This is a genomic window from Corynebacterium sp. 13CS0277 (assembly GCF_002994655.1).
Classification (GTDB): domain Bacteria; phylum Actinomycetota; class Actinomycetes; order Mycobacteriales; family Mycobacteriaceae; genus Corynebacterium.
The window spans coordinates 61,434-83,398 of sequence record NZ_PPDL01000011.1 but is presented as its reverse complement, the minus strand read 5'-3'; the positions used below and the strand labels follow the sequence as shown (position 1 = coordinate 83,398).

19 protein-coding genes, 1 tRNA gene and 1 pseudogene are annotated in these 21,965 nt (G+C 67.5%); 16 read left to right on the top strand and 5 right to left on the bottom strand.

The window, feature by feature from the left end; translation table 11 throughout:
• The first annotated feature begins 33 nt into the window (after window positions 1-33).
• The 5 genes from C1Y63_RS13185 (at window position 34) to C1Y63_RS06320 (ending at window position 5,022) form a co-directional block, all read left to right on the top strand.
• A complete protein-coding gene (locus tag C1Y63_RS13185; RefSeq protein WP_255414059.1) occupies window positions 34-156 on the top strand; it encodes a hypothetical protein in 123 nt (40 codons plus the stop codon).
• Window positions 157-175: 19 nt separating this feature from the next.
• On the top strand, window positions 176-1,267 hold the full coding sequence (locus C1Y63_RS06335) for a TrkA family potassium uptake protein (RefSeq protein ID WP_233195607.1): 1,092 nt from the start codon (window positions 176-178) through the stop codon (window positions 1,265-1,267).
• A gap of 19 nt (window positions 1,268-1,286) precedes the next feature.
• Window positions 1,287-2,201 (top strand): NAD(+) diphosphatase, encoded by a 915-nt coding sequence (locus tag C1Y63_RS06330; protein WP_106015623.1) that lies wholly within the window; start codon window positions 1,287-1,289, stop codon window positions 2,199-2,201.
• Window positions 2,194-4,257: an ATP-dependent DNA helicase UvrD2 gene (locus C1Y63_RS06325; protein WP_106015622.1), complete on the top strand. Its 2,064-nt coding sequence runs from the start codon at window positions 2,194-2,196 to the stop codon at window positions 4,255-4,257. The genes C1Y63_RS06330 and C1Y63_RS06325 overlap by 8 nt, the downstream gene beginning before the upstream one ends.
• Window positions 4,258-4,398: 141 nt before the next feature.
• Complete coding sequence (locus C1Y63_RS06320; protein ID WP_106015621.1) at window positions 4,399-5,022, top strand: hypothetical protein; 624 nt, start codon at window positions 4,399-4,401, stop codon at window positions 5,020-5,022.
• Window positions 5,023-5,111: 89 nt separating this feature from the next.
• On the opposite strand, the gene C1Y63_RS06315 is transcribed toward C1Y63_RS06320, so the two are convergent.
• Window positions 5,112-6,413, bottom strand: a complete 1,302-nt coding sequence (locus tag C1Y63_RS06315) for a hypothetical protein (RefSeq protein ID WP_106015620.1) — start codon at window positions 6,411-6,413, stop codon at window positions 5,112-5,114.
• 437 nt (window positions 6,414-6,850) lie between these two features.
• Here C1Y63_RS06315 and C1Y63_RS06310 point away from each other — a divergent pair, with 437 nt between their 5' ends.
• Window positions 6,851-7,543 carry a M48 family metallopeptidase gene (locus C1Y63_RS06310; protein ID WP_369831026.1) on the top strand — a complete coding sequence of 231 codons (693 nt, stop codon included), beginning with the start codon at window positions 6,851-6,853 and terminating at the stop codon, window positions 7,541-7,543.
• A gap of 123 nt (window positions 7,544-7,666) precedes the next feature.
• Here C1Y63_RS06310 and C1Y63_RS06305 read toward each other — a convergent pair whose 3' ends face one another.
• Window positions 7,667-9,169 carry a zinc-dependent metalloprotease gene (locus tag C1Y63_RS06305; RefSeq protein ID WP_106015619.1) on the bottom strand — a complete coding sequence of 501 codons (1,503 nt, stop codon included), beginning with the start codon at window positions 9,167-9,169 and terminating at the stop codon, window positions 7,667-7,669.
• Window positions 9,170-9,389: 220 nt separating this feature from the next.
• On the opposite strand from C1Y63_RS06305, the gene C1Y63_RS06300 reads away from it, so the two are divergent.
• Window positions 9,390-10,448, top strand: coding sequence for a PDZ domain-containing protein (locus C1Y63_RS06300; protein WP_106015618.1), 1,059 nt, complete (start codon window positions 9,390-9,392; stop codon window positions 10,446-10,448).
• 77 nt (window positions 10,449-10,525) lie between these two features.
• Here the strand turns inward: C1Y63_RS06300 and C1Y63_RS12825 are convergent, their stop codons facing one another.
• Entirely contained in the window at window positions 10,526-11,329 is an 804-nt protein-coding gene (locus C1Y63_RS12825; RefSeq protein WP_199189069.1) for a beta-N-acetylglucosaminidase, read from the bottom strand.
• 105 nt (window positions 11,330-11,434) lie between these two features.
• Window positions 11,435-11,998 (bottom strand): PPA1309 family protein, encoded by a 564-nt coding sequence (locus C1Y63_RS06290; protein ID WP_255414058.1) that lies wholly within the window; start codon window positions 11,996-11,998, stop codon window positions 11,435-11,437.
• A gap of 443 nt (window positions 11,999-12,441) precedes the next feature.
• Here C1Y63_RS06290 and C1Y63_RS06285 point away from each other — a divergent pair, with 443 nt between their 5' ends.
• Window positions 12,442-15,459 carry a UPF0182 family protein gene (locus tag C1Y63_RS06285; protein WP_369831025.1) on the top strand — a complete coding sequence of 1,006 codons (3,018 nt, stop codon included), beginning with the start codon at window positions 12,442-12,444 and terminating at the stop codon, window positions 15,457-15,459.
• Window positions 15,460-15,652: 193 nt separating this feature from the next.
• A tRNA-Met gene (locus C1Y63_RS06280) sits at window positions 15,653-15,729 on the top strand.
• Here the strand turns inward: C1Y63_RS06280 and C1Y63_RS13225 are convergent.
• Window positions 15,686-15,958, bottom strand: a complete 273-nt coding sequence (locus tag C1Y63_RS13225) for a helix-turn-helix domain-containing protein (protein ID WP_304481694.1) — start codon at window positions 15,956-15,958, stop codon at window positions 15,686-15,688. The genes C1Y63_RS06280 and C1Y63_RS13225 overlap by 44 nt on opposite strands.
• Before the next feature lie 159 nt (window positions 15,959-16,117).
• On the opposite strand from C1Y63_RS13225, the gene C1Y63_RS13295 reads away from it, so the two are divergent.
• From C1Y63_RS13295 to C1Y63_RS06250, 7 genes and pseudogenes are all read left to right on the top strand, one after another.
• A complete protein-coding gene (locus tag C1Y63_RS13295) occupies window positions 16,118-16,336 on the top strand; it encodes a helix-turn-helix domain-containing protein (RefSeq protein ID WP_146128884.1) in 219 nt (72 codons plus the stop codon).
• Between the two features lie 126 nt (window positions 16,337-16,462).
• A pseudogene (locus C1Y63_RS13290) lies at window positions 16,463-16,651 on the top strand (helix-turn-helix domain-containing protein); the annotation flags it as partial.
• A 459-nt stretch (window positions 16,652-17,110) separates the two neighbouring features.
• Complete coding sequence (locus C1Y63_RS13015) at window positions 17,111-17,605, top strand: hypothetical protein (RefSeq protein WP_233195606.1); 495 nt, start codon at window positions 17,111-17,113, stop codon at window positions 17,603-17,605.
• Window positions 17,606-17,691: 86 nt separating this feature from the next.
• A complete protein-coding gene (locus tag C1Y63_RS13285; RefSeq protein ID WP_369831028.1) occupies window positions 17,692-17,913 on the top strand; it encodes a WhiB family transcriptional regulator in 222 nt (73 codons plus the stop codon).
• Window positions 17,914-18,160: 247 nt separating this feature from the next.
• Window positions 18,161-19,156 carry a hypothetical protein gene (locus tag C1Y63_RS06260; protein WP_106015614.1) on the top strand — a complete coding sequence of 332 codons (996 nt, stop codon included), beginning with the start codon at window positions 18,161-18,163 and terminating at the stop codon, window positions 19,154-19,156.
• Between the two features lie 30 nt (window positions 19,157-19,186).
• The gene (locus C1Y63_RS06255; protein WP_106015613.1) at window positions 19,187-19,993 is read left to right on the top strand and encodes a hypothetical protein; all 807 of its coding nucleotides are present in this window, start codon (window positions 19,187-19,189) and stop codon (window positions 19,991-19,993) included.
• Window positions 19,994-20,052: 59 nt separating this feature from the next.
• On the top strand, window positions 20,053-21,834 hold the full coding sequence (locus C1Y63_RS06250) for a cutinase family protein (RefSeq protein ID WP_106015612.1): 1,782 nt from the start codon (window positions 20,053-20,055) through the stop codon (window positions 21,832-21,834).
• The last annotated feature ends 131 nt before the right edge of the window (window positions 21,835-21,965 follow it).

Below are 21,965 nucleotides of genomic sequence, written 5' to 3'. Positions count from 1 at the left end.
TGCTGCCGCCAGCAGCCTAGAATCCTCGCACCTGTGGCACGCCGGGCGGTGCTCCGCGAGATGCTCACTCGCGTCACCTGCCAGGTCGTGCCGGACGATGCTGACGCGCGCACGTCGCAGGCCGCAGACGCGCCCGTCCCCCAACCGTTGAGCTAGAAAGTGAGCGTGCAGCGAAGTGCCGTCTCGAATTCGCGCGAACCTGCGCAGCGACACCGAACTGGTCGACCTGCCCGACCACGCACTGCTGGGAATTATCCGCATCCCGCCGCCGCGGACGTTTAGCCCCTGGCTGCTGATCACCCGCCGCATCGTCTATGCGATTTTCCTCATGGCTTTTGTGGCGTTCATCGTGTGGGTCGACAAGGGCGGCTATACCGAAGACCTCACCTTCATCGACGCCATCTACTACTCCGCGGTGTCGCTGTCGACGACGGGCTACGGTGACATCGCCCCGATCACCCAGCACTCCCGCTTGGTCAACATCTTCATCATCACCCCGATCAGGATCCTGTTCCTGATCCTCTTGGTCGGTACGACGCTGTCCGTGCTGACCGACGAAACGCGCCGCACCCTACAAATCCAGCGCTGGAGGAAAAACATGCGTGACCACACCGTCGTCGTCGGCTACGGCACCAAGGGCCGCAGTGCGGTCTCCGCGCTGCTGGCCGACGGAGTCTCGCCCGCCAACATTGTGGTCGTCGACACCGACAAGGACGCCCTCGAGGTGGCGGCCCTGCGCGGCCTGGTGACCGTGGTGGGTTCCGCCACGAAGGCTGATGTGTTGAAACTCGCCGGCGTGGCCCGCGCTAAGGCTGTGGTCGTCGCCCCCAACATGGACGACACTGCGGTGCTGGTGACCTTGTCGGTGCGTGAGATCGCGCCGAATGCCACCATCGTGGCCTCTGTCCGCGAGTCGGAGAACGTGCACTTGCTGCGCCAGTCGGGCGCGGATTCCGTGGTGATTTCCTCCGAGACCGCCGGCCGCATGCTGGGGCTGGCGACCGTCACCCCGACCGTGGTGGAGATGCTCGAGGACCTGCTGAGCCCCGACGACGGATTGGCGATCGCGGAGCGGATCGTCTCCGCGCAGGACGCGGGCAAGTCCCCGAAGGAGCTCGCGCCGCTGGCTCTGGGTGTGGTGCGCGCCGGCGAACTGCACCGCATCAACACCCCGGAGGCCCGCACCGTGCTGGCGGGCGACAAGCTGCTGTTTATCCGCGGGTTGGCGAACCCGGAGGAGCAGTCCACCCCGACCATCGGCCGCTAGGCGAAGGGGCCCGCAGCCTATGGCGCAGTTGTTGCAGCTGACAAAAACCCTCGACATTGCCCTCGGAGCCGATGGCACCCCGGTGTGGGTGGACTTCGATGATTCCCAGGCACACCCTGCCGAGACTGTGGCGGAGCACCTCGCGGCACCCGCGGCCCCGCACGTGGTCGCGACGACACCTGCCGCAGGTGTGCCTGCCACGGGGGCTGCGGGAACTGCTGTCCCGGGACTGGGGTACCTCGCGCAGGTGAGCCCCCACCGGTGGGCGGCACTCGTTGACGAGGACACCGTGGCCGCGGTTGCGCTCGCGCACGGTGGGCGGGTGGCGAACCTGCGGGAGGTTCTCGGCACCCAGGGCGACTGCCCTGACCTGTTGGCGGCGGCCGGGTATGTGAAAAATCAGGAAGCGCACCGCTTCCACCCGGGTGATGGCACCCCCTTGACCTTCGACGAGCAGGGCCGCGTGGGCACCTCGGAGTTCGGGGCGCCGTTCTTTCCCCGCCTTGACCCGGCGGTCATCGGGCTGGTGGAATGCGCCGGCCGGGTGCTCGTGGGCCGCAACCGGATGCGCCCGGACTTTTTCTCCCTCATCGCCGGCTACGTCAGCCCCGGGGAAACCCTCGAGGCGGCGTTCGCCCGGGAGGTGTGGGAGGAAACCGGCCGGCGGGTGGGGCAGGTGCGGTATCTTGGCTCCCAGCCGTGGCCGACCTCCGGGGCATTGATGCTCGGAATGTACGGCGTCACCGACGACGTCGACGCCGTCGGCCCCTGCGATGGGGAGCTCATCGAGGTGCGCTGGTTGCGCCGCGAGGAGGTGCTCTCCGGGGCGCTGCCGCTGTCGCCGCCCGGCTCGATCGCCCACCAACTTCTCGACTACTGGGCGCACAACACCCAGGCTTTCACCCCGCAGAAGAGCATTTTCTCCCATGATTGATCTTGACGCCCTCGATGACGACCAGCGGGTCGCCGCCACCGCGCCCCGCGGCCCGGTGTGCATTCTCGCGGGTGCCGGCACCGGCAAAACCCGCACGATCACCTACCGGATCGCGCACATGATTGACACGGGGTTTGTCAGCCCCAACCGGGTGCTGGCGGTGACCTTCACCTCCCGTGCCGCCGGCGAGATGCGGCACCGCCTCGGGCTCATGGGCATCGGCGGGGTGCAGGCCCGCACCTTCCACGCGGCGGCCCGCCGCCAGCTGAGCTACTTCTGGCCCCAGATCGCCGGCAACCTGCCGTGGAAACTGGTGGACAACAAGTTTCCTCTCGTGGGTCGCGCGGTGCGTGGCGCCGGCCTGGAGAACAACACCGACATGGTGCGCGACGTGCTCAGCGAAATCGAGTGGGCGAAAGCCTCGCTGATTTCCCCCGATGCCTACCCGGCGGCGGTGGATTCCTCCCACCGCACCGCGCCCGCCGACCCGCAAAAAGTCGCGCAGGCTTACCGCCTGTACGAGCAGTCGAAAACCACCCCGGAGGGGATGCTCCTCGACTTCGACGACCTGCTGGTGCACACCGCCGGTGCGTTGGAAAGCTCCGCGGCGATCGCGGAGGAGTTCCGCACCCAGTACCGCAGCTTCGTCGTCGACGAGTACCAAGACGTCACCCCCCTGCAGCAGCGGGTGTTGGACGCCTGGCTGGGGGAGCGTGACGACGTCACCGTTGTCGGCGACGCCAACCAGACGATCTACTCGTTTACGGGTGCGACGCCGAACTATTTGCTCAACTTCTCCCGGAAGTACCCGCACGCGTCCGTGACGCGCCTGCAGCGCGACTACCGTTCCACCCCGCAGGTCACGGACCTGGCGAATACCGTGATCGGGCAGGCCACCGGCCGGGTGGCCGGCACCAGGCTCACCCTGGAGGGCATGCGGCCCGCCGGCCCGGAGCCGACGTTCACCTCCTATGATGACGAGCCCGCCCAGGCGCGCGGCGTGGCCCGCCGGATCGGGCAGCTGCTGCAGCAGGGGGTGCCGGCCCGGGAGATTGCGGTGCTGTACCGCATCAACGCCCACTCCGCCCTGTTTGAGCAGGCCCTGTCGGAGGAGAACATCCCCTACCAGGTGCGTGGCGGGGAGGGGTTCTACAACCGTCCCGAAATCCGTGCGGCCATCACCGAGCTGGTGCGGCTGTCCGGCCGCGATGATCTCCCCGAGGAGGCCACCGGGCCGGGGCTGGTGCGGCTGGTGCGGGCGGCGCTCGCACCGCTGGGGCTCACCCCCACCGAGCCGGAGGGCGCGCAGGCCCGGGAGCGGTGGCAATCGCTCAACGCGCTCGCCGAACTTGTCGAAGAGCTCGGCACCATGACGGGCGACTTGACCCTGCCGGGGCTCTTAGGCGAGTTGAAAACCCGGGCGGATGCGAAGCACCCGCCCGCGGTCGACGGGGTGACGTTGGCGTCGCTGCACGCCGCGAAAGGCCTCGAGTGGGATGCGGTGTTCTTGGTGGGCCTGTCGGAGGGCTCCCTGCCGATCAAGCAGGCCATCCAGGCCGGCCCGGAGCACATCGAGGAGGAACGCCGCCTGTTCTACGTCGGGATTACCCGCGCCCGGGAGCACCTGCACCTGTCGTGGGCGCTCGCCCGGCAGGAAGGGGCCCGCGCCTCCCGCAACCGCACCCGCTTCCTCGACGGCATTGTCTCCGACCCGAAGCCGGTGACCGCCGCCCACTCCAGCCGCAAGCAGGCGAACTGTCGGGTGTGCGGCCGGGTGCTGGACACCCCGGCGGCGAAAGTGTTGGGCCGCTGCGAATCCTGCCCCGGTGATACCGACCATGGCCTCGTGGAGCACCTGCGCCAGTGGCGCAAGCACACTGCGGAGGAGCTCGGGCAGCCGGCGTACATCGTGTTCTCTGATGCCACGCTGCTCGCCATCGCGGAGGCCACCCCGCGCACCCCGCACGAGTTGTTGAAGATCTCCGGGCTGGGGCCGGTGAAGCTGGAGAAGTTCGGCGAATCCCTCCTCGAGGCCCTCGACGAGTACGTCGGCTAAGGGCATCGACTAACGTCAACAACAGGTGCCGTCTTCTGCGGGCGTCGGCCGCGTCACGCACGTGCCCCACCCCGCGGGCGCGACTCGCCCCATCGTTGTTCGTCTCGTCGTTTTTTATCGCCCTTCAAGGATGCTGCTGCCGTGTCGGATCCTCGCTACACCCCCGTCGACCCCACCACCCGTCCCGCCGATCCCCGCACTGGGGGTCTGCCCGGCATGCCGGCCACCGGGGTGCCGATGACGCCGATGGCTGGGCCGCTGGTGCCGCCCGGGGGCACCCCGGCACCGCGCCGCGGCCGCCAGGCTGTGGCCGTGATGACCAGTGTGCTGGCATCGGTATGGATTGGCTTTTGGGCGCTGGGTGCGGTCGCGTTCGCCGTGTCTGACATGTACCTGGCCCTGGCGGGTGCCCTGGTGTCGATGGCTCCGGGCGTGTGGTGGCTCTCCCACCGCAGCACCGTCAAGGGTTTCGCCCGCGCGGACATGCGTCCGCCGTGGGCGCCCGGCGTCTTCACCGGCATTGGTCTTGCGGTGGTCACCGCGTTTGTGGGTTTCCTGCTCATGGTGGCCGGTGCCGGCATTGAGGAGCAGGTGGAGACGACGAAGTCCCCGGCGGGGGTGGAGGCGCCGGCGAAGAACAACGATGCCAAGTCGGAGAAGTCCGACAAGAAGGACACCGGCGATACCGACGGCAAGGTCGAGAAGGCGGAGAAGGCCGAGAAGAAGGACGAGGGCGGCAAGGCGGAGAAGTCCGACAAGGACTAACCCCCGTCAACGGCGGTGGTGTGGGGCTACCGTGGCCCGGGTTAGCCCCGGCAGGTCCGGCAGTGCTGTGTCCCGGGTGGGGCGGGCCTCTACTCGCCAGCCCTGCTGAGCTCACTGATGCGGTCTTTGCGCACCTCCGCCAGCACACTCGCCCGATCGTGGCAGTCCGGGCAGCGGGGATCCGGCAGCACTACATCGGTGGAGTACTCCCACGTTGTCGGCGACAGCCGAATCCTTAAACCCGGCCGAAACACATGATTATCCAGGTGCGGGGCGTCGCGCTGCCGGTCGAGGGCGACGAGCAGCGGGGCCAGGTTCGTGGCCGCTGTGCGCGCCGCGAGCTCTAACCAGTCGCCCGCCATGCTGGCCACGCCCACAGGCGGGGTGGCTGCCGGCAGGGTGGCGCCCGCAGCCGCTGGAGTGGGTGCGCGCCGGGCGGCAGACGGGCGGGTGGGCTGGATTTGGGTGGCGATCTGCGGCCACTGAGGGTCATTTCTGCGGCGGCGTAACTCCTCGCACACTACGCAGGGGCCCTCCCCGCGCAGGTGCAGGGGACCGATCTCGATGTGGCGCCCGGTGAACGTCACCGGGATGATCGTCGACGGGTTATTCACCAGGGATTTGCAGAGTGCGCTCGTGGGGCGGGTGAAGTTCACCAGGATGATGGGGGTGTGCCGGGAGACGTGCATGATGGTGCGCAGCGGGTCGCTGCTGACACTGCGGTTGAGTGACAGGGGATGGTCCTGCAGCTGCGCTTTCAACTGTGCGGCGACTGCCTGTGCGGCGTCTGCCTGGCCCAGCACGACGGCGTGCAGGGGCCGGCGGGCGGTGTCCTCCAGGATGCCGGCGTGCATGAGGTCGGCGATGACGGTGCGCGCCCGATGCTGGCTCATGCCCGCCTTCACGAGGGCGCGGGTGAGCCTGCCGATGCCGATCGGCGTGCGTGCCGTGGTCAGGGCGGCGGCGACGCGGTGGATTTTTTCCTCCCCCGTGCACTGGAGGATCCCGTGGCTGGTGGCATCCATGCCGAACTGGATGCAGTCTTTGCCCCGCAGCAGCACCAGGGCGTGCGACGCTAGGCGGAGGGAGCGGATGGTGCCGTCGTCGTCGATGCGCGGCGGGGTGGCACGCTCATCACTGCGGGTGCGGGGTGCCGCTGGTGCAGTGCCGTCGCTGGGGTGGCTGCCTGTGAGGGCGTCGGCGACGGCGGCGGCCGCCGCAAGACCTTTGGTGCTCAGCTGCGCGGCCGCCCGGGTGAGCTCCTGGTGGGTGTGCGGCCGTGGCGGCGTGCCGGTGGCAGTGCCCGCACCCTGGTGGGCGGGCGCATCCGTGGCGGGGGCGCTTGCCGGGGCGCCGGTTGGGGTCGGGGTGGACGGTGGGGGAGCGGGCATGGGGAACCTCCTTAAAAAAAGAAGACAGGGGATGGGGATGGGGGGGGGTGCACACCCGTGCGTGCGCTTGCGAGCTTGTGCCCTGGCCGGCATCCCTCTAGGCACGATCTCGTGTCCATATGGTTCCTTAGTCGCCCAAAACTGGGAGTGTGTGGGCAGAGGCGACGCCACGCTCGTGCCAGGAGGGAGCTTCTCAGCGCGCCCGTGACACACCGTGCGGCAGGTGCGGGGTGCGCTGCCGCGTGGGGGTGCGACCCCTGTGAGCTGTGGCGTTGGGAGGTTATCCACAGGCCGCACTGCGGGCTCTTCCCGCGGGGCCGGGCAGCACATAGACTGCGTGCACTATGACGACGCAGAATCACACACACCACACCCCGAACTCACTCCACCACCCCGCAGCAGCGCCCGGGGGGTGCCGGCCGCCGGGGGAGTACTCTGTGCACCTCGAGCGCGTGCAGGCCATGCCCCGCCGCGCCCCGGGCGAGGAAATCCTCACCCTCGGCGGCGGGGCCGACGGCGCCATCGCGGTGAAGATCATCCGCTCCACGCGGCGGAAGAAGTCCATCCAGGCCAGCGTGGTCGACGACATGCTCGTCGTGCGGGTGCCCTATGGGCTGAGCCGCAGCGAAGAGCTGCGCTACGCGGAGGAGCTGCACCAGCGGCTGCAGCAGCGCATGGCCCGGGCGCGGAAGCGGGGCAGCGACGAGGACCTCCAGGCCCGCGCGGAGCGCCTCAACCGCCAGGTGCTCCAGGGGCGGGCCCGGATGAGCTCGATCCGCTGGGTGGGCAACCAGAATTCCCGCTGGGGTTCCTGCAGCCAGACCACGGGCACGATCCGGATCAGCGATAAGCTGCGCACCTGCCCCGACTACGTCATCGACGCGGTGGTGGTCCACGAGTTGGCGCACACCTTTTGTGCAGGCGGGCACGACGCGGAGTTTTGGTCCTGGGCAGATCGCGCACCCCAGGCGGAGCGCGCGAAGGGCTACCTGGAGGGCTACGGGCGGGCGTTGCGCATGGGGCTCGACCCCGCGACCCCGGCCCCGCCGATGGCGGACCCGTGGGCGGGGGAGGAACCCGCGCCCTCAAGCCCAGACGAGGACGACGGCGGGGAACTCACCCTGCTCTAAGGGCCTGCACCCCGCGCCGCCGCGGTCGTACCCCGCAGGGCGCGGGCCCACAAAAGACAAAAGGGGGTGGGGCACGCAGCTGTTCACTGTGTGCCCCACCCCTGTCAGTCGAACCCTTGCGGGCTACTTGTCGTCGGTGGTGGCGCCCGTGTCACCGTCGTCGGCGGGGTTTTCCCGCGACTCCGGGTCGACGTCGCCGGAGCCGAGCTTCTTCTCCAGGGCCTCGATCTCGGCAATCGGGTCGAAGTCCGCGTCGATGGTCTCATCCAGGAGACGGTCGATGAAGCGCGCCGGGTGGGCAATGTCCTCCGGGGAGGGCATGAGGTCGGGGTGCTCCCAGCAGGCGTCGCGGCGTTCCGCGCCGACGGCAGCGGTGGTGCGCTCCCAGAGGGTGATGGCGTCGTCGGTCGGCGGGGTGCCGATCTGGGCGCCGGTGATCGCCTCAAGCGCGGTGGCGCCGGTGCCGCCGGAGTCCCGGCGACGCTTCCATGCGGCCCGCAGTTCGGCTGCGTGCGGCAGGCGGTCGGCGACGGCCTCGGTGACGACGACGTCCACCCAGCCCTCGATGAGCGCCAGCAGGCTGCCGAGGCGGGGCGCGGCGTTCTCGTTCGCGCTGACCAGGCGGGGGGTGAGCTTCTCCCGGTCGATGTTCTGGAAGCGCTGCAGCGCCTCCTGGAAGTTCTCCGGGCTGATGTTGCCGAGCTCCTCGCGGATGTAGCGTTCGGCCTCAGAGCCGTCGATGAACGCGCCGGCGGCCCACTCCTCCATGCTGGACACGATCGACTCGGTCAGCCAGCCGACGTGCTTAAACAGGCGCTGGCGGGCGGCCTCCCGGGCGCAGGCGTACACCAGGGCCTCCTGGTCGGGAATGTCCAGGCCCTGGATGTCCTCCCGGAAGGTACGGGTCATAATCGCCACGACCGTGGGCGGCACCGCCGGCACACCCAGGTCAGTGCCGGAGACCACCGAGGTCGCGAGCTCCATGAGGGAGCGGGCCACCGTCGTGGACTCCGCGCTCTGGTTCTGGCGGCGCAGGAAGCGCTCCAGCTGCTGGAACATCGGCGGCTGCTGCTGGTTGTCGGCCTCGCCGAAGGAGAGCATCGGGTTGCTATTGAGCGCCTTGCGGGCGGGCTCTGCGAGCCGGAGCCAGAACGGCAGGGAGCCGCGGGCATAGTCCGCGACCGACCAGGCGGTCGCCTGCGCGCCCGCGGTTGGCAGCGGGGTCGTCGCATCAAGCCACAGTTCCGCCAGGCGGGTCGCCTCCTGCACGGCCGCCGCATCCTTACTCGCGGGGGCAGCATTGGCGGTTTCGAACCCCGGGCGCGACAACTGGGTCGACAGGGCGCGCTCCACCATGTCGACGGGGAGGAACGACTCGTCCTCGTCCGCGGTGGACTCGCCCGCGTCGGCGGGGGCGCCGAAGCCCGTCAGCCCGCCAAATAAATCCTCGAGCGGGTTCCGCCCGCCTGTACCGGTGGCGCCCCCAAAGGGGGAGGCCCCGCCGAAGATGAACGAGAAAGGATCAAAGGGGCCAGAGTTGTTGCCCTGATTGCCCTGCTTGTCGTTGTTGTCGTCATCGTCGTCGCGCGGGGCGCCGAAAGAAAAGCCAAATCCACCGTTACTCATACCGGCCAGGCTACCGGGGGGAGCATCAGCCGCGCTAGCGGCACCAGGGAAAATACTGCACGCCCTGAGCGAACACGCCCACGCCCCCGGCCATCATGGCCGCGACCACGGCCCCGCAGCCCGCATCCGCGCAGGCAGCGCCGCCGCGCACGGCGGGGGCGCGGGGCGCGGGAGTGGCACGCCCGGGGGTGGGGGCGCGGGTTTTGTACAGTGTGTGGTTGTGAATCGACGCTTTGCCACCTTGCTGTGGGGTTTCATCCCCGTCGCGGTTGCCACCACCCTCATTACCTCCAGCCACGTGCCCGGCACCGACATCGAACTCACGGTGCCGCTCGCCGCGGAGGGGCCCGGGCCGGTGTTCAACACCCTCGGCGCCGTGGACGGCGAGCAGGTCGTCAGCATCGAAGGCGTGCCGACGGATGCGACGACCGGCACCCTGTATATGACGACGGTGGCGGTGCGGCACAACATGCCCCTCTCGCAGGCGCTGAGCCGCTGGTTGACGACTGACGACACGATCGTGCCGTTGGATACCGTCATCCCGCAGAACAGCACCGCCGACGAGGTGGACCAGCAGAACAAGCTGGCGTTCGCCTCCTCGGAGCATTCGGCGACGGTCGCGGCACTGCGCTACCTCAACAAGAAGGTGACGATCGAGGTGGCTGACACGGTGCCAGATTCCCCCGCCGCGGGAGTGCTGGCCACGGGGGACCAGATTGTGGCGGTCGACGGCCAGCCCGTGGAGACCCCCAGCCAGGTGCAGAAACTCGTCATGGACAAGAAACCCGGCGAGGAACTGGAGGTGACGGTCCTCCACGATGGGGTGGAGCAGCACCACACGGTGACGCTGCAGGCGCGCCCCAACCTGCCGGAGGGCGCCCCGGAGATGCCGCAGCTGGGGGTGCTGATGAAGGCCTCCAGCGCCGACGGCGTCGAAGTGGAGTACAACCTGGAGGACGTTGGCGGGCCGTCGGCGGGCCTGGTGTTTAGCCTCACGGTCATCGACAAGCTGACGGAGGAGGATCTCCTCCAGGGGCACACGCTCGCCGGGACGGGCACCATCACCGGCGAGGGGGAGATCGGCCCCATCGGTGGTATCACGCACAAGATTGCCGCCGCGGCGGATGCGGGCGCGGAAGCGTTCCTCGTGCCGAAGGACAATTGTGCGGAGGCCCGCCGCGCGAAGGCTGATATCCCTCTCATTGAGGTCACGACCCTGTCGGACGCGGTCAGTTCCCTGCGTGCTTTCCGCAGCGGCGGCGAGTTCCCCACCTGCTAACCCCGCACACCCCCGACTGTGCTGTCAGCCTGGCCTGCAAGCGGCGCCGGCAGGCGAAGCCCTGCGGCAAGGGCCGTTTAGTCCGCGAGGTGCAGTTCCTCGATGACCTCGCGGGGATCCCGCTTATCGGTGCTCATCATGTGCTGCATGAGCACGCCCTTGTTGTTGTCGACCACGGTGACAATCGCGGTGGAGCCCAAGGTGGACCAGCCAACCACGGTGCTGCCGGTGTCTTTGACCACCCGGGAGGATCGCAGCTCGGTGAGCAGCTGGGTGGTGGATGCGGCTTTCGCGTCGGAGGCGAAGAACTGGAACTGGCCGACCTCCGGCCCGGAACACGCCGCCGAGTTCGGCACCCCGTTGGGCATGCAGGAGTCGAATTGTGCGAACAGGCTCCGCGGGGCGAGCGTGCCGAAGGTGCTGTAGGCCTCGGCCACGCCGACGCCGGTGAACTCCTGCGCGGACGTCGCCGCCGCCCGGCGGGCCTGGCTGGTGCGTTCCTCGGCGAGGTCACCCGAGTCTTTCTCCGGGGCGCTGGCCTCCGGGGCGAGCGGATCACTGGTCTGCGCCGCCCCCGGCGCATCCTTCGTGTCCGTCGCCTCGCTGGCCGCAGCGGCGGCGGTGGAGTCGCTTGCGGCCCGGGCAGACGTCGTCGCGGCCGTGGTCCGCACTGCAGCCGACGATGCTGCCTGCGTCGTTGTCGCCGCAGAGGACACAGGTCCCGCCGTCGTGGATGCCTCTGGCGCGCCGGGGAGTGCCTGCTGCGCGCAGCCAGTCGCCATGAGTGCGAGCGCGGCGAGCGCGCCGAGGGCTGCGGGGGTGCGGCGGGGGCTGGCGGCGTGGGGCTGCACGTGGTCGGTGGCGAGGGGGCGGGGTGTCACGACAGGACTCCTTATCGGACCGGCGGGGACAAGCGGTGGGATGCGAAGGGAAGAAAAGAACAGCAGAAGCGCGCCTGCGCGCGCTGCGCGCTGCGGACGAGCGGCCTAGTCGGCGTCCGCGGCGAGTTCGCCGTCGGCGATGCCGCTGGCCTGCAGGCTGGCGAACAGGGCCTGGATGACCGGGCGGCCGATGCCCTCCCCGCCGCGCAGCTCCACCTGGTCCTCGGCGAAGGGGCCCATGGCGTCGAGTTCTTCCTCCGTGGGGCGGACCTGGACGAGGGTGAGCTCCTGGCCGGTGGCGAGCACCCCACTGAACAGCCGCGCGGCCCGCGGTGTGGTGTCCTCATCGGGGGCGAAGAGGATCTCCTGGGCGAGCACGCAGCCGACGATGGTGCGCGGCCAGATGATGCGCTGAATGTAGTCGCCGAGTTCCTCGGTGCCGGGCTGCAGCTGCTCCGGGAGCTGCTGGACGACGGCCGTGAGCGGCGCATCATCCAATTGCGTTTCGTCGAGCACGTCCTCCACCAGGGCGGTGGGTACGAGAGCAAACAGGCTCGGCGGCTGATCCCAGCCTTCCGCGTGGACGAAATCCACCACGTCCATGACCGCCCGGTTGAGGGCGGGCGTGCTGTGCGGGGTGGTGGAGGCAGTGTCAGGGAAAGAAGTCACGTGTGCAGTCTTTCACGAATCGCGGTGGGTCCTCATCACGGGCACCCCGCAGGGCACATGGGTGCCTGTGCAGGGTGCCGGTGAGTGCCAGTGTAGGAAAGACGCGGCGCCCCTGTCGCCTGTCGGCACACACGGGATGGGGGTGGCGGGCACGCGCGCCGCACACGCCGCCTGCCACCGGTTGTCCACAACCCACCCCCTCCCCGCGCGCACAGGGGAAGCCTTTTTCGTATTGTGGGGAGCATGTGGCCTCACCCCGCCGCAGGACACCCACGTGGCTGTGGCGCAGTGAAGGGGCCCCAATGCTTGCCGCCGGGTGTGCGCGTCGCGCATCCGGCAGGCACGCCCCACACCTCGAGCCCTTGTCCCACCCAGTTTGGGTGGGGGAGTGGGCGGGCGTGTGGTGGCGGTATCACCGACGTGAGACAAAGATCCAAGGAGTTGTGGTGGCTGAACGCCTCGCAAAGAAAAAATCGGTCTCCCGCCCCTCCAGCTGGGTGGCGTGGACGATCGTTATCGTGTCGTTGGCGGCGACCATTCTGCCCATCGTCATCGGCATGTCGACGGACTGGCTGTGGTTCCACGAGGTGGCGTACACCCGGGTGTTCACCACGGTGCTGTTCGCCCGGGCGAGCCTGTTCCTCGGCGCGGGTTTAGTGTCCGCGGCGGTCGTGTGGGCGGCGATGTTTATTGCCTACCGCACCCGGCCGGCAGAACTGTTCGATCTGGAGCCTGAGCACCCGGTCGCCATGACCCGGCAGATGGTGGAGAACTTCCGCCGCACCCTGTTTGCGGTGGTACCCCTCGTGTTCGGCGTCGCCATGGGCGTGATTGCCCAGGCGAACTGGTCGACGGTCATGCTGTTCCTGCACCGCACCACCTTCGATAAGCGGGACCCCCAGTTCGGCTACGACTACGGGTTCTACGCCTTCGTGCTGCCGCTGTTGCAGCTGGTGGTGGGGTTGGCGTCGCTGCTGCTGGTGGTGGCGTTCCTGCTGGCACTGGTGGGGCACTACCTCACCGGCGGCATCCGCGTCGGCAACCGCCTGGCGGGGGTCAAGGGCCAGGTGTCCTCGGCGGCGCGCGTGCAGCTGGCAGTCACCGGTGGGCTGTGGGCCCTGGTGAAGGTGGCCAGCTACTGGCTCGACCGCTTTGCCCTGCTGTCGAATAAGCACGCCGCGTTCATGGGCGGCTCCTACCGGGACATCAACGCCACCCTGCCGGCGAAGACGATCCTCATGGTCATCGGTGTGCTGGTGGCGATCGCGTTCTTCACCGCCGTGGTGTTTAAGGATTTGCGGATCCCGGCGCTGGGCACCGTGCTCATGCTGGTGGCCTCCCTGGTCATTGGCCAGGCGTGGCCGCTGGCTGTGGAGCAGTTCTCCGTCGCCCCGAACCGTCAGGCGAAGGAGTCGGAGTACATTGGCCGCAACATTGAGGCCACCCGCTACGCCTTCGGGCTCACGGACGCGAACGTCGTCTACGAGAACAACTGGGGTGCCCAGGGGGCGAGTGATGAGGAGGTCGCCGGTGATTGGGCGACGCTGAACAACATTCGTCTGCTGGACCCGAAGATCCTGTCGAAGACCTTCACGCAGCAGCAGCAGCTGAAGAACTTCTACGGCTTCCCCGCCACGCTCAACATGGACCGCTACACCGTCGACGGGGAACTCCGCGACTTCGTGGTGGCGGCCCGCGAGCTCAACCCGGAGGAGCTGAGCGACAACCAGCGGGATTGGATTAACCGCCACACGGTCTACACCCACGGCAACGGTTATGTTGCCGCGCAGGCGAACAAGGTCGACGAGGTGGCCCGCGATGTGGGCTCCATTCGTGGCGGCTACCCGGTGTATACGGTGGCGGACCTGCAGACCCTGCAGCGCCAGGCTGCCGACCCGGAGGCGGAGAAGCTCGGCATTGAGGTCACCCAGCCGCGGGTGTACTTCGGTCCCGTGATCGCCGGCAACGACCCCACGGTCGACTACGCGGTGGTGGGCCCGACGGGCTCCGGCCCGGTGGAGTACGACACCGATTCCTCCTATTACACCTACACCGGCAGCGGTGGTGTGCCGATCGGCAACCCGTTGAAGCGCGCCCTGTTTGCCGCCCGCTACCAGGAGCTCAACCTGCTGCTGAGTGACCGGGTGGGCGCGGAGTCGAAGATCATCTTCCAGCGTGACCCACGGACCCGCGTGAAGAAGGTGGCACCGTGGCTGACCGCCGACTCGGCCACCTACCCGGCGGTCATCGACGGTCGCATCAAGTGGATCGTCGACGGCTACACCACGCTGGATAATCTGCCCTACTCGCAGCGCACCTCCCTCACGGACGCCACCCAGGACTCCCGCTCCGACGGGGTCAACGCCGCACTGGCTGTCTCCCAGCAGGTGGGCTACATCCGCAACTCCGTCAAGGCGGTCGTCGACGCCTACGACGGCACCGTCGACCTCTACGAGTTTGATGAGAACGATCCGGTGCTCAAGGCGTGGGAGGGCGTGTTCCCCGGCACGGTGAAGCCGAAGTCGGAGATCTCCGACGATCTGCGGCAGCACCTGCGCTACCCGGAGGACATGTTCAAGGTGCAGCGCGACCTCATGTCGAAGTACCACGTCGACGACCCGCGGACGTTCTTCACGGGTGACGCGTTCTGGTCGGTGCCGAAGGACCCGACCAGCCAGGACGAAAAGCGGGAGACCAACCAGCCGCCGTACTACGTGGTGGCAGCGGATCCGAAGACGAAGGAGCCGAGCTTCCAGCTCATCTCCCCGTTCCGTGGTTTGAACCGCGAGTACCTGGCCGCCCACATGACGGTGAGCAGCGACGCCGACAACTATGGCCGCATCACCATCCGTATCCTGCCGACCGATACCCAGACCCAGGGCCCGAAGCAGGCGCAGGACATCATGATGTCCTCCGATGAGATTGCCCGCGACCAGACGCTGTGGAAGAACACCAACACGCTGCGCTACGGCAACCTGTTGACCCTGCCGGTCGGCGGCGGCGAGATCCTCTACGTGGAGCCGCTCTACACGGAGCGCAAGGGGCAGGAGTCCGCCTTCCCGAAGCTGCTGCGCGTGCTCGTGAGCTACAAGGGTCGCGTCGGCTACGCCTCCACCATCGCGGAAGCGCTCAGCCAGGTGGGCATCAACCCCCGGGAGGCGAGCGACCTGAAGGACGCCATCGAATCCGGCGAACTTTCTGGCGCTGTTGATGCGGCACCGGCCGAGGCCTCCGCCCCGGCGAAGGATGGGGAGAAGGCCCCGGCGCAGCCCGCCGCCACCGGCGCGCTGCCGAGCGGTGACGGCGTGGAGCGCATCAACAAGGCCCTCGATGCGCTGCGCGACGCCAAGGGCAAGTCCTTCGAGGAATACGGTCGGGCCATCGACCAGCTGGATGCGGCTGTTGCCGACTACCAGCGCTCCCAGGGGCAGACCCCGGCGGAGCTCAAGCCCGCCAACTAACACCCAAGGCACCCCGTTGCATGCTGCGGCCCCGCCGGTGACATCCACCGCGCGGGGCCGCGGCAGCTCACTCGCCCGTAGCACACCTAGTTTCACCCGCGTGAGCAGGAGGGTTGTGTTCCGCGCGAGTGCGTGTGTATAGTTTCTCTTCGTTGCCCACGAGGTAACACACGGTGAATAACGTGGCACCCGACGCGGGGTGGAGCAGCTCGGTAGCTCGCTGGGCTCATAACCCAGAGGTCGTAGGTTCAAATCCTGCCCCCGCTACCACGTTTCCAGAACCCCCTCTCAACTGAGAGGGGGTATCTGCGTTTTCAGACATGGGGGACTGGACGCGCTTGGGGAGCAGTTCTTCTACGGGGATGGAGAAGTAGTCAGCTACCCCGTACAGATCTGCCAAAGACCAACTGACTTCGCCGCGCAATTTCTTCCCCATATTGGGGCCAGTGATGCCCAGCACCTCTCCGAGCGCCTTCCGAGTGACGCGGTGGGTAAACATGAGCTGGTTTACGGCGATTCCGACACACTCGTCGGGCGTTCGCGACGTGACCGCTTGCCGCCTAGTTGCTGTGTTCATGTTCACCACTGTACGCAACATCGGAAAAACGCGCAATTCGTTCACTTGACGAACGGACGGAATCCTGCCATTGTCATTCGCATGACAGTTCATGAAATGCACGAACAGAAGCCTGGCGACTGGTTCACGCCCGCCGAAGCAGCTCGTATGTTGCCGAGTGTGCGCGGGCGAACCGTCCAGAACTGGGCAGCGAAAGGAATGCTTAAGGGGGCGATCCAGCTGCCGTCAGGGCAGTGGCGGATCCCCCGAGAGGCTGTTGAGGCCATCCTTCGTGGGGAAGGAGGCCCGTCCGATGGCTGACCGCATGAAAAAACCCGCCCCTGCGGTAACAGGGACGGGCAACAAATCGGGTAGCACCCAAATGATCACCCTCAGGGTAAGCGCCTGGACGATGCTTTGCAACACCGCCGAGAACAGGGGGGCCCGATGGGGTTTGTAGAAATGGGCATTGTGCTCAACAACGTTGAGTTGCAGCCCGCGCAGAAGATGATTCTCATGGCCCTCGCGGACCGTGCCGACGCGGAGGGGGTGTGCTGGCCGTCTATCGGCGAGATCGCACATCGCACGTGCCAGTCGGAGCGCACGGTTCTGCGGCACATCGCGAGCCTCAAGGAGGTGGGTCTGCTCACTTCGCAGCAGCGGCGCTACCGCACCGCGAACGGCGATACTCGGCAGGCCTCCAACGTGTACCGGCTCAACCTTAAGGGCATGTTGGCAGGGGACTTCGATTCGCGCCCTAAGCGGGAAAAGTCCAGGTCACGCCCAGGGTGTCAATCTGTCACCCTGGAAGGCGCGCAGGAGGTAAACCCGCAGGTCAATCCAGGGTGTCAATCTGACAGTCTGGAAATCCCAGGGTGTCAATCTGTGCAATCCCAGGGTGACACCGGTGTCAGTCGTAGAACCTGTCAAAAAGAACTAACCATTCCTGTACCTGTACCTGGCCCGGAAGCTTCGCGTCCGAACGCGGCTGGGGGAGGGCAGGGGCAGGGGGCAGGTTCAGGCGGGTCTGCCGACCCGGTAGGGGAGTCCACCCCTGGTGGCTCTGGCGGGGCTTCGCCCGCCGACTCCGGGCGCGTGCCGGTGCCGTCTCGCAGCTCCTCGACTGGGGTCGCCTCCGAGGACGACTGGGACCTGGTGTTCACCTGCCTGCCGTCGGTGATGGCTGAGCAGCTGCCCCCGGGCAAAATCGCTCAGATCGCCAGCTACCTGACCGAGCGTCTCGACGCGGGCTGGGAGCGCGGGCGCATTCGGGAGATTCTCAACGGGCGTACCCTGCCCGACCAGGTGGGGAACATGACCGGCCTGGTCATCGCGCGACTCCGAGACGACGTCCCGGTCGCCGCTGCGCCGCCGAGCCGCGATGAGCTGCGCAGGCGTCGTCAGGAGAAGCGTGATGCGCAACTCGCCCAGCAGCAGTCCCAGCTGGTGCAGGTCAAAGCCGCAGGCACGGCGAAGCTGGCCGCCGAGATGACCCCGGAGGAACGCGAGGCCGCCCAGCGGCGTCGCCGTGAGCTGTTCGCGCAGAAAGGCATCACGCTCGGCGCGAATCGCCCAGGAGGTCGCACGTGACCAGCGCGCATTCAGCCTCCCAGCGGGGGGATAACGGGCTTGGCCTCCCGATTCTCTGCCGCAAGCCGCTTCAATCGATTCCGCCGATGGCCGGCGCGCTGTGCGCCAGTCCGGATATCCCCAGCGAGCTGTGGGACTGGCAAGAGCCTGACGAACCCAGCTCGTTGGCCGAGGAGCGTTACGAGTTGGCGCGTGAGGTTTGCGCGATGTGCCCAGTCGCCCAGACCTGCTTGCAGGTCGCCGAGGGGGACCCCTTGGCCTCCGGCATCTGGGGCGGCAAGCTATTCGGTCCCCCGCGTCGACGCTGAACGAAAAACCGGGGCACCCACGAACAGTGAGCGCCCCGGCTTGCAAGGCGGCGGACAAAGCCAACCCGGACGCAATCCTAGCCGTACGCGGGAAACTCGCAATCCCCTGCCCTACCTGCTGGGTGTGAGGGGGCTTGCGAGAGGTCCGCAAACCGGAACAATGCACACATGACCCCGCAGCACTCGCGCACCACGTACCGCCGAGCAGCTGCGGGGGAGTGTTCCACCAGTCGAAAGAACTTCATCCATGAAGAAAATCTCCACTCTGGCACTGGCGACGCTGACTAGCGTTGCCGCTGCCGCTGTGATCACCCCGCACGCTGGGGCCGCTGAGCGCGTTGTACGCGGTCCGCAGTGGGAGGACGAGCCGAGCGTGTCCCTTACGGACACCACCTCGCCTGCTGTTGGCGCGGCTGAGCACATCGAGGTCGTGATCCTGCCCCAGGAGAACCCCGAGCGTGCAACGCCCACCCGCGTCGTGCGGGGGCCGCAGTGGACCGAGGAAGCAGTCGCACAGGCGACGGCTTCGGCACCTGCTGGTGGCGCTCAGGCTGTCCCTGAAACCACCACCCCTGCCCCTGCGCCGGTGGCAGCACCGTCGGTCACCACCAACCAGGCGGCCGCAGTCGCGCCCACGGTGGTCAACGCGGTTGTCTCCCAGCCTGCCCCGGCTGTGTCCGCGCCTGCGCCGGTGGTGCCCGCTCCGTCTGTGACCATCGAGGAGACCGTCGAGGCACCCGCACCGGCACCTGCCCAGACGGCACCCGAGAAGCCCGCACGGGATGATTCGGACGACACTGCCGACCGTGACGCACGTCCGACAGTTGCACCCGCACCGGCTCCGGCCCCTGCGCCGGTCGCTCACGTCGAGGTGCCCCAGCTGAACGCACCGGCTGAGGGTGGCAACCGCGCGACCGTGACCATCGCTTACCCCGGTGGCGTTGCAGCCGCGAACGCTGTGGCCAACGACCAGGGTCGCGTTGAGGTCGTGACTACCTACAGCCAGGGTGGGGCGGCCGCCACGGATAGCTGGGTGTCCCAGTCCACCCACACCACCTGGAACGTTAACCGCAACGGCCACGAGGTTTTCAACCTCACGGTTCCTGCGGGCTACGAGCACATCGCCGAAGATCTCAGCGTCAAGGCTGAGGCTGCTGGCGTGAACCCGTTCGTGCAGCCCTATGGTCGGCACGCGCTGCGGGTGCCGGGTGTGAACATCAACGGCGAACTGACCCAGGCCTAGCAGGGCAACGATCACAAGGCGGACAAAACATTGGCAACCAACTGGTTCGACTGGGCCAAGGCCCAGGAACAACAAGCCGACGGCATCATCGACGAGCTGATTGAGTCCGGAGACTCTCCGGAAAGCAGCGACCCCGGTGATTTGGGTGAGGCTACGCCGACACGGCGTCGCAGGCTGAAGCGGAAGTCTCGTGCAGAGAAGCCCGCACCGAAGCCTGCTGCGGATCCTGGGCCGGGCGTGGAGGAATTCACGGACGACAACGAGGCTGCCCCGCGCATCTCTCCCAAGCTGACCACGCTGATTGGAGTGGCTGCCGTCGGTGCGCTCGTGGCCTTGAGCGTCACGGCGATGAGCAGGATCCCCCACAGTGATGCCTCCGGGAACACCTCGGGGCCGGTCGCCAGCGCGCTGCCGTCCACCACAGTGGCGAAGCCTGGGCCACAGCCAGGCGTCGAAGCTATCGACGACGACACCAAGGTCGCCGTCGCTGGCTCTCACTGCGTCCCGGGTTCGGGCGAGACAAAGATCACCGAGGACGACAGCACTCTGCGGGGTGCGCTGGCAGCGTTCGAGCGGGTCTACTTCAACCGCGATGCCCAGGCCGTGCGGGAGGCCTTGGACCCGACGACACCGCTGGCCCAACGCGACTGGCAGGCCGTCCTCGACAAGTCCGTTCCGGAGGGCACCCAGTGGTGTCTGCGAATGCAGCCGGTCGACGGTGATCACGTCGAAGCTGCGGTGACGGTGACCGAGCCATCCGGCCTGGCGTCGACCTACGAGCAGACCGTGACCGCTACCGAGGTGGACGGCCACTTCAAGCTCAAGGACTTCTCCTAGGCCCGTCGGCCAACCCAGCAGAAAACCAACACACCTTTACGAGGAAAGGGCGTTCAACCATGACGCAACAACCACGCAAGCTCCTGGCACTGCCAGTGGCCGCTGCGTGCCTGGCATCCGTGATGACACCGATTGCCACTGCTCAAGAGCAGCAGACCAACACCTGCCCGCAGATGCAGATTGTCGTCGTCCGTTCGCAGTCTGAGGCCACTGGCCTCGACAACGCGGACTCCGGGTTCCTTGGCGGCATCGTCGCCCCCGTGGTCAATGCGGCCAACGACGGGGCAGTCAAGGACCCCAGCGCGGGGTTTGCTGCTGCCCCTGGCGCGAAGTTCGGTGACGTTGACACAGCTGCCGAGGTCGCGGCGAACACCGGTAACCAGTCGTGGAAGCCGGACGTGTGGGGCACCGATGCCAACGCAGGCGCTGCCAAGGACTCGTGGAAGCCGGACGTGTGGGGTTCCCAGCCCACCACTTCGGCGGCTGCTGCTCCTGCCACGTCGGTGAAGAAGTCTGACGGGCCTGCAAAGGTTGGCCGCACCTACGTCAACATCTCCACCGGCCGCGCTGGCGCGTTCATCCCTGGCGTGCACTCGGAGACCGTCCCGGACTGGCAGCAGGTTATCCAGGGCGGTGTCGACCAGGTGTCGGCGACGCTTGAGAACATCCACACCACGTGCACGAGCACGCGCGTCGCGCTGATTGGCGAAGCCGACGGCGCGGCCGTGGTCAGCGAGGTTGCTCGCAACATCGGCAACGGCGCGTCCACCTTCCCGGCGGAACTGATCTCTGGTGTGGCGACGTTCGCCAACACCGCGCGCTCCGAGGGAGAGGCCATCGTGGCCTCGCGCGCTGACCGTCCGGAGGCTGTTCCTGGCACCTCTGGTGCTGCGATGAGCCAGATCTCGGCGGTCAAGCCTGGCGGAGCTGAGGGCGGCGGCATTGCTGTCGCAGCTGAGGCCGCAGGTCCTCAGCGTTCCTACGGCGCTTTGGCTGGCCGGACGGTGAGCCTGTGTGCCGAGGGTGATGCGCGCTGCGCCACGAAGAAGGACGCTCCGTTGGTGCGTCTCGTTGCTGCTACGGAGAAGAAAGTCAACTTCCTCGACGATCCGGTCGGGTCGCTGCAGCACATCACTGACACGCTCGCCCCTGCGGTGCTGCTCGGCACGATGGAGACCCTGGCCCAGGACATCAACTATGGGCCGCGCGGGTTCTCCGTCAAGGCGGCCAAGAACGTGAACTCCACCCTTATCGGGCGGATCGTCAACAACACCGAGCGCAACGTCTCCGACCGGGAGTTCCAGGATCGGCTCGTGGCCTCCGCGCAGACTATCGGCGGCATGGCGCTGAATGTGGTTGGTACCGCTGTCGCGAAGTCGGTGACCCCGCAGGCCATTGCGACCGTGGGTGCGGCATTCCAAGCAGCTGGCCCCCAAGGTGCCGGTGCGGCAGCGCTGGCGGTGTTTGTGCCGAACCTGATTAGTGAAATCACCACGGCGTTCAACCCTGAGACGCTGAACACCGCACAGCGCAGGCTCGTTCAGGAAGCTGAGGCCGCAGGGCTGGAGGATACGGACGTGGTCCAGGCCGCGTTGGCTTCTGCAACGACTCGTCAGCAAGCCACTCAGGGCTATCGAACCAGTCGCGTTGGTGACTCAAACACCAGCTTCGAGGGCTACGCCAAGCAGTGGCTGACGGCGCAAGCAGCTGACGTGATTGGGCGTGACGGCGGGCAGATGCTCAACACGGTCTTGGCGCAGAACAACCTGCCTCAGGTGCCTCCGGGCGTCTTCAACGCCGAGAACGTGCAAAACACTCTCAACGCATTTCTCAAAGCGTAGCGGCACGTCAGCTCGGCTTTGAGGCGGACAACCCTCGCGTTCGCGTTCTGCGCGGGCGTGAGGGGCTTAAAAGGCCGACGTTCGTCAACAACTGACAACAAACCCAGAAGGAAGTCAACCCATGACAACCC